This window comes from Tabrizicola thermarum (assembly GCF_003574395.1).
GTDB classification, from domain to species: domain Bacteria; phylum Pseudomonadota; class Alphaproteobacteria; order Rhodobacterales; family Rhodobacteraceae; genus Tabrizicola; species Tabrizicola thermarum.
Genome location: NZ_QMJY01000080.1, coordinates 95,210 through 108,074, shown reverse-complemented (window position 1 = coordinate 108,074; position 12,865 = coordinate 95,210). Strand labels below are relative to the sequence as shown.

Annotated in this window: 10 protein-coding genes; 3 read left to right on the top strand and 7 right to left on the bottom strand. The window is 67.7% G+C overall.

The window, feature by feature from the left end:
- Window positions 1-12 precede the first annotated feature (12 nt).
- The 6 genes from D5084_RS14100 to D5084_RS14075 form a co-directional block, all read right to left on the bottom strand.
- A complete protein-coding gene (locus D5084_RS14100) occupies window positions 13-1,719 on the bottom strand; it encodes a bifunctional sulfate adenylyltransferase/adenylylsulfate kinase (RefSeq protein WP_128516137.1) in 1,707 nt (568 codons plus the stop codon).
- A 288-nt stretch (window positions 1,720-2,007) separates the two neighbouring features.
- The gene (locus tag D5084_RS14095) at window positions 2,008-2,496 is read right to left on the bottom strand and encodes an RNA pyrophosphohydrolase (RefSeq protein WP_128516136.1); all 489 of its coding nucleotides are present in this window, start codon (window positions 2,494-2,496) and stop codon (window positions 2,008-2,010) included.
- Window positions 2,497-2,500: 4 nt separating this feature from the next.
- Window positions 2,501-3,850 carry a S41 family peptidase gene (locus tag D5084_RS14090; RefSeq protein ID WP_128516135.1) on the bottom strand — a complete coding sequence of 450 codons (1,350 nt, stop codon included), beginning with the start codon at window positions 3,848-3,850 and terminating at the stop codon, window positions 2,501-2,503.
- A gap of 5 nt (window positions 3,851-3,855) precedes the next feature.
- Window positions 3,856-4,971, bottom strand: coding sequence for a murein hydrolase activator EnvC family protein (locus D5084_RS14085; RefSeq protein ID WP_128516134.1), 1,116 nt, complete (start codon window positions 4,969-4,971; stop codon window positions 3,856-3,858).
- Window positions 4,968-6,485 (bottom strand): 2,3-bisphosphoglycerate-independent phosphoglycerate mutase, encoded by a 1,518-nt coding sequence (gpmI, locus tag D5084_RS14080; protein ID WP_128516133.1) that lies wholly within the window; start codon window positions 6,483-6,485, stop codon window positions 4,968-4,970. The genes D5084_RS14085 and gpmI overlap by 4 nt, the downstream gene beginning before the upstream one ends.
- 58 nt (window positions 6,486-6,543) lie before the next feature.
- Window positions 6,544-7,506: a DMT family transporter gene (locus tag D5084_RS14075; RefSeq protein ID WP_128516132.1), complete on the bottom strand. Its 963-nt coding sequence runs from the start codon at window positions 7,504-7,506 to the stop codon at window positions 6,544-6,546.
- 271 nt (window positions 7,507-7,777) lie between these two features.
- Between D5084_RS14075 and D5084_RS14070 the strand changes: the two genes are divergently transcribed.
- Window positions 7,778-9,295, top strand: a complete 1,518-nt coding sequence (locus D5084_RS14070; protein ID WP_128516131.1) for an ATP-binding cassette domain-containing protein — start codon at window positions 7,778-7,780, stop codon at window positions 9,293-9,295.
- Here D5084_RS14070 and D5084_RS14065 read toward each other — a convergent pair.
- Window positions 9,282-9,866 (bottom strand): SOUL family heme-binding protein, encoded by a 585-nt coding sequence (locus D5084_RS14065; protein WP_128516130.1) that lies wholly within the window; start codon window positions 9,864-9,866, stop codon window positions 9,282-9,284. The two genes, D5084_RS14070 and D5084_RS14065, sit on opposite strands and share 14 nt — an antisense overlap.
- Window positions 9,867-10,094: 228 nt before the next feature.
- Here D5084_RS14065 and leuC point away from each other — a divergent pair, with 228 nt between their 5' ends.
- Together leuC and D5084_RS14055 are read left to right on the top strand one after the other, a co-directional pair.
- Window positions 10,095-11,513 (top strand): 3-isopropylmalate dehydratase large subunit, encoded by a 1,419-nt coding sequence (gene leuC / locus D5084_RS14060; protein ID WP_128516129.1) that lies wholly within the window; start codon window positions 10,095-10,097, stop codon window positions 11,511-11,513.
- A 3-nt stretch (window positions 11,514-11,516) separates the two neighbouring features.
- Entirely contained in the window at window positions 11,517-12,863 is a 1,347-nt protein-coding gene (locus tag D5084_RS14055; protein ID WP_128516128.1) for a glycosyltransferase family 4 protein, read from the top strand.
- Window positions 12,864-12,865: the final 2 nt, after the last annotated feature.

Sequence of the window (12,865 nt, the reverse complement as noted above, 5' to 3'; positions counted from 1 at the left end):
CGGGGCGGGGTCTCAGGCCCGGATCAGGCCCATCTGCTCCAGCTTCAACAGCACCTGATGCGCGCAGTGGTCGACATCGACATTCTCGGTGTCCACGCGGAGTTCCGGGTTTTCGGGTGCCTCGTAGGGGTCGGAGATCCCGGTGAATTCCTTGATCTTGCCTTCGCGCGCCAGCTTGTACAGCCCCTTGCGGTCGCGGCGTTCGCATTCCTCGAGCCGGGTCGCCACATGCACCTCGACGAAGGCGCCGTAGGCCTCGATCATCTCGCGCACCGCCCGGCGGGTCGCGGTATAGGGCGCGATGGGGGCGCAGATCGCGATGCCGCCGTTCTTGGTGATCTCGCTGGCCACGTAGCCGATGCGCTTGATGTTGATGTCGCGGTGTTCCTTACTGAACCCCAGTTCCGAGGACAGGTGTTTCCGCACCACGTCGCCGTCCAGCAGCGTCACGGGACGCCCGCCCATCTCCATCAGCTTGACCATCAGCGCGTTGGCGATGGTGGACTTGCCGCTGCCGGAAAGGCCGGTGAAGAACACGGTGAAGCCCTGTTTCGACCGGGCAGGCGAGGTCTTGCGCAGTTCGGCCACCACCTCGGGGAAGGAGAACCATTCCGGGATCTCCAGCCCCTCGCGCAACCGCCGGCGGAGTTCGGTGCCGGAGATATCGAGGACGGTCGAGCCTTCCGGGATCTCGTTCGCGGGGTAGTACTGCGCCTTTTCCTGCACATAGACCATGTGCTTGAAATCGACCATCTCGATGCCGATTTCCGCCTGATGGGCACGGAACAGTTCCTGCGCGGCGTAGGGGTCGTAGAAATCCTTGCCTTGGGAGTTCTTGCCCGGACCGGCATGGTCGCGGCCGACGATCATGTGGGTGCAGCCGTGGTTGCGACGGATGATGCCGTGCCAGACCGCCTCGCGCGGGCCGGCCATGCGCATGGCGAGGTTGAGGAGCGACAGCGCCGTGGTCTGTGCCGGATACTTGTCCAGCACCGCCTCATAGCAGCGCACGCGGGTGAAATGGTCCACGTCGCCCGGTTTGGTCATGCCGACGACGGGGTGGATCAGCAGGTTCGCCTCGGCCTCGCGCGCGGCGCGGAAGGTGAGTTCCTGATGCGCGCGGTGAAGAGGGTTGCGGGTCTGGAAGGCGACGATCTTGCGCCAGCCGAGCTTGCGGAACAGCGCGCGAAGTTCGTTCGGCGTGTCGCGGCGGGCCTTGAAGTCGTAATGCACCGGCGGCTGGATGCCGATGACCGGGCCGCCGAGGTAGACCGGGCCCGCCTGGTTGTGCAGGTAGTTGACCGCCGGATGGGCAAGGTCATCGGCGCCGAAGACCTTCTCCGCCTCCAGCGCCTTGTTCGGCACCCATTTGTCCGAGATCGACAGGATGGCAAGGATCACGCCCTCCTGATCCCGCAGGGCGATGTCCTGGCCGGGTCCGACCTTTTCGGCAAAGGCTTCCGACACGTCCAGCGTGATCGGGATCGGGAACAGCGTGCCGTCGGCAAGGCGCATGTTCTGCACCACGTTGTCGTAATCCGCCTCGCTCATGAACCCCTTCAGCGGGTGAAACCCGCCGTTCATCAGCAGCTCCAGGTCGCAGATCTGGCGCGGGGTCAGGTCCCAGGAGGGCAGGTTCCCGGCCTCGGCCTTCAGTTTCTGGGCGCTGTCGTAAGAGACGTAAAGCTCGGGGATCGGGGCGTGGTTCGACAACTGCATGTGGGCAACCTTTCAGCGCGGCGACACGACCGCCAGTTGCGCGGGTCCGTAGCCCGACCGGGGGGGCCATATCAAGCGGATGCAGGGGATCCTGCGCAGATAAGGCCGAAATCGCGAAGCGAACGCCGCAGACGGGCAACGGTTCTGCGCTGCGGCATGGGGCGGGGCGGATTTCCCTTCGGCGCGGATTCTCCGCGACAATCCGGTAGGCCGGCCGTCACGGATCGCGCGTCGGCTGCCTTCGGCCTTCCCCGCAACGACCCGGGGCCGAAGCCGCAGGGGCAGGCGTCAGGCCAGATAGGCGCGGAAGCTGCGGATGACTTCCTCATAGACCGCGCGCTTGAAGGGGACGATGGAGTCCACCAGCTCGTCGGCCGTGATCCAGCGCCAGGCGGAAAACTCCGGGTGCTCGGTGGAGATCCTTATGTCGCTGTCCTGGCCCTTGAAGCGGAACAGGAACCATTTCTGCCGCTGGCCCCGGTACTTGCCGCCCCAGACCTTGCCCAGAAGCTCGGGCGGCAGGTCATAGGTCACCCAGCCATGGGTCTTGGCGACGAACTCCACCTTGTCGCGCGTGACGCCGGTTTCCTCCCACAGCTCGCGATAGGCGGCCTCGCGCGGCTTTTCGCCGTCGTCGATACCCCCCTGCGGCATCTGCCAGGCCGGGGCGGCACCGGGGGGGCTGTCGATCCGCTGGCCTGCAAAGACCAGACCGCGGGCGTCGATCATCACGACGCCCACGCAGGGCCGGTAGGGCAGGCTTTCGGCGTCGACCATCGCCTTACGGTTCTTCCTTGGCGATGGCGGCCAGACCCTTGATGATGTCGACGGCATAGGCCAGCTGGTAATCCTCATCCCGCAGCTTGGCCGATTCCTCGGCGCGGGCGAGTTCTTCCTGATACAGCCGCTTCTCCTCTTCCGTCATCGAATCGTTCGTGATCGCGCCGCGCAGATCGGCCTCGGAGCGTTCGCGGGAGGCGGCGCTTTTCTCTTCGACCGGGGCGTTCGGATCGACGGGCGGACGCACGGGCTGCTGCACCACGATGTCGGGAGAGATCCCCAGCGCCTGGATCGACCGGCCCGAGGGCGTGTAGTAGCGCGCGGTGGTCAGGCGCATCGCCCCGTCGCCGCGCAGGGGGATCAGCGTCTGGACCGAACCCTTGCCGAAGCTCTTGGTGCCGACGACGATGGCGCGGCGGTGGTCCTGAAGCGCCCCCGCAACGATTTCCGAGGCCGAGGCCGAGCCGCCGTTGATGAGAAGGACGATCGGCTTGCCTTCGATCAGGTCGCCGGGCTTGGCATTGTAGCGCTCGCCGCTGCCCTTGGCCCGGCCGCGGGTGGACACGATCTCGCCCTTGTCGAGGAAGGCGTCCGAGACGCTGATCGCCTCGTTCAGAAGACCGCCGGGGTTGTTGCGCAGGTCGATGACAACGCCGTCAAGGTTCTCCAGCCCGCCCAGTTCTTCCAGGCCCTTCTTGAGAGCCTCGGTCATGCCGCTGGTGGTCTGGTCGTTGAAGGTGGTGATCCGCAGAACCACGGTCTTGCCGACGACGCGGCCCTTCGCGGCGGTCAGCTTGATCGTGTCGCGGATGATCGAGACGTCGAACGGTTCGGGCGTGCCCTGCCGGACCACGGTGATGATGATTTCCGACCCGACGGGCCCGCGCATCTTTTCGACGGCCTCATCCAGCATCAGTCCCGACACCGGCTCGCCGCTGACATGGGTGATGTAGTCGCCCGCCAGGATCCCGGCCTTGTCGGCGGGGGTGCCGTCCATCGGCGAGATGACCTTGATGAAGCCGTCTTCCTGCGTCACCTCGATGCCCAGGCCGCCGAATTCGCCCCGGGTCTGGACCTGCATGTCCTCGAAGTCCTTGGCCGACAGATAGCTGGAATGCGGATCAAGCGAGGTGAGCATGCCGTTGATCGCCGCCGTCACCAGCTTTTCGGTCGGGACTTCCTCGACATACTGGCTGCGGACACGTTCGAAGATGTCGCCGAACAGGTCGAGCTGTTCATAAAGCGAGGAGTCCGCCACCGATTCCTGTGCGACCAGCGGACCGGCGATCTGGGTCGTCGCAATGACCCCGGCCACGGTTCCGGCAAGGGCGGCCATCACATGCTTCTTCATGCTCGTCAGTCTCCTGTTCGGGCAAGGCCGGCGAACCACGGCATCGGGTCCACGGGCTCTGCACCCTGTCTGAGTTCCATATAAAGCGTTTCCGTGTCACGCCCACCAGAGCCATCCGAGGCCAGCGCCACAAATTCCGCCGTGGCGGTTGCGGGCCCACCCATCAGGCCAAGGGGGGCCTCGGCGGCCACGACTTCTCCCACCTCGCCATACAGGGTTTCCATCCCCGCAAGCACCAGAAGATAGCCGTCTCCCGGCTCCAAGATCATCACATTTCCGTAGTCCAGAAGCGGCCCGCGAAAGCGGATCGTCGCGGGCCAGGGCGCGGTGACGAGGGCACGGGCCTGGGTGGCAAGGGTGACGCCCGGACGGCGGACGCCCGCAGTATCGGCCTCGCCCGGGCGGCGCAGGACGGTGCCAAGCACCGGCAGCGGCAGGTGGCCCTTCGCGGCGGCAAAGGTGGTGCCCGCCGAGCTGTCGGGCGACAGGCCCGCGGCAAAGGCGTCCAGCGTGTCGGCGCTGTCCAGCAGGCCCTTCAGCACCTCCGGGTCCTCGGTGAACCGGCGCGGCAGGTCGGTCCGGTCCGAGATCGCCTGCGACAGTTCCGTGCGCGCCTTCTGCGCGGCAGACAGACCCTGCTCCAGCACCTCGCCCGCCGACAGTTGCAGCGCGCGGAGGTCGGAGAGTTCCTGAAGTTCTCCCTTCAGCACCTGCGCCTCGGCCTGAAGCGCGGGGGTCACATCGGCCAGGATCATGCCGGACCGTGCCGTGCCAAGCGCCCCGTCGGGGTGCAGCAGAAGCAGCGGGCCGGGGTTTGCCTCCATCGTCGCCAGCACGCCCAGAAGCCGCCCGATCCTGTCGCGCTTGGCATCGAGGGCGCGGGTCAGGGTGGCCTCGCGCAGGGCGGCTTCCCGCAGGGCGCTGCGCAGCGCGCCAAGCCCGGCCTCGTAGGCGCGGATGGTCTGCGACAGGGCCGCGACGCGGTCGCGCGCCTCGGTCGCGCGGTCCAGAGCGGCCACCGCCTCTTGCAGGTCGGCCGAAGCCTTCGCCGCCTGTTCGGCCACGGTCTCGGCCGCAAGCGGCACGGCCAGCAGGCAGAGAAGGGCGGCGGCGCGGATCATGCGATCAGGGTCTGGCCGGTCATCTCGGGTGGCTGGGGCAGGCCCATCAGGTGCAGAATCGTGGGCGCAAGGTCGGCGAGCCGCCCGGAGCGCAGCGTTGCCCCCGGCGGGCCGCCGACCAGGATCACCGGAACCGGGTTCGTCGTATGCGCGGTGTGCGGGCCCCCGGTGACGGGATCGACCATCACCTCGCAGTTGCCGTGATCCGCCGTGACGATCATTGCCCCGCCCCTGGCTTGCAGGGCCGCCAACGCCCGGCCAAGACCGCGGTCCACCGCCTCGCAGGCCTTGATCGCTGCCGGAAGGCTGCCGGTATGGCCCACCATGTCGGGGTTGGCGTAGTTGACCACGATCAGGTCGTAGCCCTTGTCGATCGCCTCCACCAGCCGATCCGAGACCTGATCGGCGCTCATCTCGGGTTGCAGGTCGTAGGTGGCGACCTTGGGCGAGGGCGGCATGGCGCGGTCCTCGCCGGGATAGGGCTGTTCGCGGCCACCGTTCAGGAAGAAGGTGACGTGGGGGTATTTCTCGGTTTCCGCCAGGCGGAACTGGGTCAGGCCGTGGTTCGAAACCCATTCGCCCAGCGTGTTGACAAGGATGCGCTTGGGGAAGGCCGTGGCCATGAAGGCGTTGTGCTGGTCGGAATATTCCACCATCCCCAGCAGCGCCGACCATTTCGGGCGGGTGCCGGTGTCGAAGGCCGTGAAACCGGGATCGCCGATGGCCGACAGGATCTCGCGCGCGCGGTCGGCGCGGAAGTTCAGGCAGAAGAGCCCGTCGCCGTCCTTCGCGCCGTGGTAGCCGTCGATGACGGTGGGGGCGAGGAATTCGTCCGTCTCGCCCTTGCCATAGCTGTTCGACACGGCGGACAGCGGGTCGGGGGCATGTTCGCCCCTGGCATGCACCATCGCCTCATAGGCGCGGGCCACCCGCTCCCAGCGGTTGTCGCGGTCCATCGCCCAGTAGCGCCCCGTGACCGTGGCGATGCTGGCGCCATAGGGAAGGCGCTTGACCAGCGCCTCCATGTAGCCCAGCGCCGAGGACGGCGCCACGTCGCGCCCGTCGGTGACGGCATGAAGCGCCACCGGCACCCCCAGCGCGACAATCGCCCGGCAGGCGGCAAGGACATGATTCACATGGCCATGCACCCCGCCGTCCGAGATGACGCCCATCAGATGCGCCACGCCTCCGGCCACCTTCACCCTGGCGGCAAAGTCCAGGATCGCCGGGTTCCTGGCGAAACTGCCGTCCTCGACAGCCAGATCAATCGCACCCAGGTCCATCGCCACGACGCGCCCCGCGCCGATGTTGGTATGGCCGACCTCGGAGTTGCCCATCTGCCCCGTGGGCAGGCCGACATCGGGGCCGAAGGTGGTCAGCGTGGCATGGGGGCAGGTGGCCCAGAGGTGGTTGAAGGTCGGCACCTGCGCCTGGGCGGGGGCGCTGGTCTCGGGGTTCGGGCCGATGCCCCAGCCGTCAAGGATGCACAGGACGACGGGTTTCGGGGCGGGCATCGGAGGTCTCCTTCTGTCTTGCAAGGCTTTTACGCGGGCAACCGGGGCACGGCAACCGTCACGCCGCGCGCAGGGCCGCCTTCTCGCGCAGCCGCTGACGCCACAGGGTGAAGACCCCCGCCGCCACAACGATCCCGGCACCGATGGCCACGTTGATGCGCAGCGACTCGCCGAACAGGACCAGCCCGATCGCGCTGGCCCAGACCAGTTGCAGATAGGCGAAGGGCTGGATCGCCGAGGCCTCGGCCACCGCGAAGGCCTTGATCAGCAGCCAGTGCCCCAGCACTGCCGTGCAGCACAGCACCGCCATCCAGCCCCAGTCGGCAGGCGTCATCCACGTCCAGTGCATCAGGCCGAAGGGTGTCACGGCGACGGCGGCCACGACCCCCGTCCAGAAGAAGCTGACGCTCGCGCTGTCCTTCCGCGCGACATAGCGGGTCAGAAGGCCATAGACGGCGAACATGGCCGCCGCCAGCAGCGCCACCAGCGACCAGGGCGAAAAGACGCCGAAGCCCGGTTGCAGGATGATGAGCACGCCCGCGGCACCCACCAGGATCGCCGTCCAGCGCCGCCAGCCGACCTTTTCGCCCAGGATCGGCCCCGACAGCGCCGCGACCAGCAGCGGATAACAGGCAAAGACCGCATGGGCCTCGATCAGGCCCAGCTTGACGAAGGCCAGGACCATCACCGCAATCTCGGCGACCAGGATCAGACCTCGGGCCAACTGCACCCAGGGGAAATGCGACCGGACGGCGGCGCGCAGCCCGCCCTCGGATCGCGCGGCCAGCGCCATGACGAACAGCGCGAAGAACCAGAAGCGGACCATGACCACCATGGTCACGGGATAGGCCGATCCCAGATGCCGCGAGATGCCGTCCTGCGCGGCAAAGACCAGCGTGGTGGCGATCATCAGCCAGATGCCAAGGCGGGTGTTCTGCACGGCCCTGTGGGTCACGGCATGCCTTGCCGCCCCGGTCGCGGGGGGATCGGCGGGTCTGGGGTCGGGAATGCTGGCCGTCATCTTCTGGCTGGCTATCACCCAAGCCGGTCGGACGAAAGGGGCACAACGCAGGCCCCGGGCGGCAGGCTGCGCGCTTGACCTCTGCCCGGCTTGCCCGCAAACTCGCCGGAAGGAATATGGAGCTTCCGCGTGATCCTTCGCGCCAACCACCACCATACGACCGGGCCTGTCCCTGCCCCGCATCTGAACGTGCGGGGCTGATCGGGGCCACATCGCTTCTCCGATCTGCCCGAACGGCAGCTTGTCTGCCTTTTACGGACCGGAGAGCCCAATGTCCCTTCTCACCCTCAAAGCCGCTGGCATCACGCTTGGCGCACCGCTGTTTTCCCAGCTTGACCTGACCCTTCGCCCCGGCGACCGGCTGGGCATCGTCGCCCCGAACGGGCGGGGGAAATCCACGCTTCTGCAAGCCGTGGCGGGCCGGGTTGAGCTGACCTCGGGCGACATCACCCGCAGGCGCGGGTTGGTCACTGGCATCCTGACGCAAGACATGCCGACCGACCTTGCCCCCCTGACGGTCCGCGAGGCCGTCCGCGAAGCCGTGGCCGAGGGCGAGGACTGGCGCGCGGACATCGCCCTTGACGATCTGGAGATCCCGCAGGACCTGCGTGAGCGGCGCATGGCGGACCTGTCGGGCGGCTGGCAGCGCCTTGTCCTTCTGGCGCGGGTCTGGGTGGCAGAGCCTGACCTTCTTCTTCTGGACGAGCCGACAAACCACCTTGACCTGTCCCGCATCGGTCTTCTGCAACGCTGGATTGCGGCCTTGCCGCGTGCGACGGCGCTGATGGTGGTCTCGCATGACCGGGCCTTTCTGGATGACATCTGCACCCGGACCCTGTTCCTGCGCGATCGCCAGTCGCAGACTTTTGCGCTGCCCTACAGTCGTGCCCTTGCCGCGCTGGACAAGGCCGACGCCGCGACCAGCCGTCAGCATGACCTTGACCTTCGCGCGGCCCGGCAGTTGCGCAGGCAGGCGGCCAGGCTGAAGAACATCGGCATCAATTCGGGGTCCGATCTGCTGGTCACCAAGACGAAGCAGCTGACCGACCGCGCCGCGAAGATCGAGGCCGCGGCGACCCCTGCCTTCAAGCCGCGCAGCGCGGGGGACATCCGGCTGGACGCCAGCGAAGCCCGTGCCCGCGCGCTGATCTCGATTGCGCCCTGCACGGTGACGGCACCGGGCGGCCGGGCCCTTTTCCGTTGCCCGCAGCTTTGGATTGCACCCGGAGACCGCGTTGTGCTTATGGGCGCGAACGGCGCCGGAAAGTCGCGGTTCATGGCGCTTGTCGAGGATGCACTTGCCGGGCGGGATGGTCCCGTGGGTGCTGCCCCGACCGTGGTGGCCGGGATCGCGGATCAGGCTTTGACCAGTCTTGCCCCCGATGCCACGCCGCATGGTCTGATTACCCGCCGGTTCGACCTGGGCGATCAGCCTGCCCGCAGCGCACTGGCGGGGGCGGGCATCGCCCTGCCGCTGCAGGCCGCCCCGATCCGCGCGCTGTCGGGCGGGCAGAAGGCGCGGTTGCAGCTACTGGTGCTTCGGCTGACCCGGCCGAACGTCTTCCTGCTGGATGAGCCGACCAACCATCTGGATATCGAAGGCCAGGAGGCCTTGGAGGATGAGTTGACGGCGAAATCCGCCGCCACCCTGCTTGTCACCCACGACCGCAGCCTGATCCGCGCTGTGGGCACAAGGTTCTGGTGGATCGAACGTGGCCAGTTGAATGAGGTGGACAGCCCCGAACCCTTCATCGACCGGATGATGCGGTCCCCGGTCAGCGGATCGTGAACGCAACCTCGTTGCGCCGTTTCCATGGCAGGGTCATCGGCGCGTCGTAGAAATAGTAATGCGGCCCGGCGAGGATTTCGTGGCCCTGCCGCTTTGCCCAGGCCCGCAGCGCCTCGGCCCGGTCGGCGAGGGTGTCGGTGCCGGGGATGCCCGAGAACCGTTCCACCAGCTGCCGCGACGGCCCGGCCTTGACGAAGCGGATCGCCTCGCTGCGCGGGGCGGGCAGGGTGTCGGTCGTGTAGCGGGCGGGCATCATGAAGCTGACGGTCCAGGTCTCGCCCCCGGGCTCCGGCGTCTGGGCCACGGGCACGGTCATCGCGATCTTCTCGCTCGAGGCATTGCCCCCGAAGATGTAGCCCGCCAGCACACGGAACCCCTTCTGGATCGCCCCCGACCGGCTGCCCGAGACCTTCACCTCGGCCAGAAGGTGGGGGCCATAGCTGCGAATCTCTCGCGTGCCGTCCTGCCAGTCCACCGTATAGGGCGGCATCTCGTAGCCCTTGTGCGTCGTCTCGGCCCCTGCGCCCGTCGCCATCGCCACCCCCAGCGCCAGAATGATCCGTTTCAGCATCTTGAAACCCCTGCTTTCACAGGGGACCTAGCTTGCCTGACCGGCATTTCGAGCGTATATCGCCCCCATGTCCGGGTTCATCTATTTCAACATTACCGATCATGCGCGGCTTCCGGCCCGCTTCTTCGGCATGACCCGCACCATCCTCGCCCGCGCCTGACGCCTTGCCTTCCGCGCCCGCGCGCCCCCTTGCCGATCCCGAAGCCATCCCAAGAACAGGTGAGAGCCATGACCGCTCCGCGTACGCTCTATGACAAGATCTGGGACGACCACGTCGTCCATCAGGCCGAGGACGGCACCTGCCTCCTCTACATCGACCGCCACCTCGTCCACGAAGTGACCAGCCCCCAGGCCTTCGAGGGACTGCGCATGGCCGGCCGCAAGGTGCGCGCACCGGAAAAGACCATCGCCGTGCCGGACCACAACGTGCCGACAACGCAAGGCCGCGAGAACCCCGACCAGATGCCCGAGGAAAGCCGCATCCAGGTGGCGGCGCTGGACAGGAACGCCCGCGATTTCGGCATCCACTACTACCCTGTGACCGACGTCCGCCAGGGCATCGTGCATATCGTCGGCCCCGAACAGGGCTGGACCCTGCCGGGCATGACCGTGGTCTGCGGCGACAGCCATACCGCGACGCATGGGGCCTTCGGCGCGCTGGCCCACGGGATCGGCACGTCCGAGGTGGAACATGTGCTGGCCACGCAGACGCTGATCCAGAAGAAGTCGAAGAACATGAAGGTCGAGATCACCGGGAGCCTCCGCCCCGGCGTCACGGCCAAGGACATCACGCTTTCGGTCATCGGCGCCACCGGCACGGCGGGCGGCACCGGCTATGTCATCGAATACTGCGGCCAGGCGATCCGCGAGCTGTCGATGGAAGGCCGCATGACCGTCTGCAACATGGCGATCGAGGGCGGCGCCCGCGCGGGCCTGATCGCGCCGGACGAAAAGACCTTCGAATACGTCAAGGGCCGCCCCCACGCGCCCAAGGGTGCGAAATGGGAGGCCGCGCTGGCCTACTGGAAGACGCTTTACACCGACGAAGGCGCACATTTCGACAAGGTGGTGACGATCCGCGGCGAGGACATCGCCCCCGTCGTGACCTGGGGCACCTCGCCCGAGGACGTGCTGCCGATCACCGGCACCGTCCCCGACCCGGAAAGCTTCACCGGCGGCAAGGTCGAGGCCGCGCGCCGCAGCCTGGACTACATGGGCCTGAAACCGGGCATGAAGCTGACCGATATCGCCATCGACACGGTGTTCATCGGCTCCTGCACCAACGGCCGGATCGAGGACCTGCGGGCGGCGGCCGAAATCCTGAAGGGCCGCAAGATCAAGGTGAAACGCGCGATGGTCGTCCCCGGCTCGGGGTTGGTCCGCGCCCAGGCCGAGGAAGAGGGTCTGGCCCAGATCTTCATCGACGCGGGCTTCGAATGGCGGCTTGCGGGCTGCTCGATGTGCCTTGCGATGAACCCCGACCAGCTTCAGCCCGGCGAACGCTGCGCGGCGACCTCGAACCGCAACTTCGAGGGCCGCCAGGGCCGCGGCGGCCGGACCCACCTGATGTCCCCCGCCATGGCGGCAGCGGCGGCGATCACCGGGCATCTCACCGACGTGCGGGAACTGATGGGCGAGACGGTCTGACCGATGCCCGACCAGCCCACCAGGGATGACCAACCCGTCGCCCCCCGGCGGCGGGTGCTGGTCATTGCCGAGGCCGCGAACCCCGAATGGGTCTCGGTCCCGCTGGTCGGCTGGTCCATCGCCACGGCGCTGCGCGCGCATCACGACGTGCATATCGTCACGCAGATCCGCAACCGCGAGGCCTTCCTCCGCGCCGGCCTGATCGAGGGCCAGGATTTCACCGCGATCGACAGCGAGGCCGTCGCCCGCCCGATCTGGAAACTGGCCGAGGTCCTGCGCATGGGCAAGGGCAAGGGCTGGACCATGGTCACGGCCCTGTCGTCAAAACTCGCCTACCCCTATTTCGAGCGGAAGCTCTGGCAACAGTTCGGCCCCCGCATCATGGCGAGGGAATATGACATCGTCCACCGCGTCACGCCGCTGACCCCCACCGCGAACAGCCTGATCGCCGCCCGTTGCGCCAGGGCGGGCGTGCCCTTCGTGATGGGCCCCCTCAACGGCGGCGTGCCCTGGCCCAAAGGCTTCGACGCCGAACGCCGCCGCGAGCGGGAATGGCTGTCCTACGTCCGGGGCGCCTACCGCCTGTCGCCCGCCCGTAGCCGCATGATCCGCGCCACGGCGGCCATCATCGCGGGCTCGCGCCACACCGCGTCCGAGTTTGCGCAGGCCCGCGACCGCCTAACCCTCATCCCGGAAAACGGGATCGACCCCGCCCGCTTTTCCCTGCGCGCCGCCCAGCCCGGCACGCTGCCGCTCCGCTGCGCCTTCGTCGGCCGTCTGGTGCCCTACAAGGGCCCCGACATGCTGATCGAGGCCGCCGAGCCCTTCCTGCGCGACGGCACCATGCTGCTCGAAATCCTCGGCGACGGCCCGCTCATGCCGGTCCTGAAAGACATGATCGCCGCGAAGGGCCTGACCCGGGCCGTCACCCTGCACGGCTGGATAGAGCACAAGGATGTGCAGGCCCTCCTCTCGCAGTCGCAACTCCTCACCTTCCCGTCCGTCCGCGAATTCGGCGGCGGCGTGGTGCTCGAGGCGATGGCGCTGGGCGTGGTCCCGGTGATCGCCGACTATGCCGGACCGGGCGAGCTTGTCACCGAAGGCACCGGCATCAAGGTCCCGATGGGCAGCCGCGCCGCGGTCATCGCAGGCTTCCGCACGGCGCTTGCCCGCCTTGTCGCCGCGCCCGAAACGATCCCCGCCCTCGCCGCCGCCGCCCTGGCCCGGGTCGAGACGCATTTCACCTGGGACCGCAAGGCCCGCCAGATCGGCGAAATCTACGAATGGGTTCTGGACCCGAAGGGACCGATCCCGCAACCCGTGCCCCTCGCGGGCGAAGAAGGACGATAGCC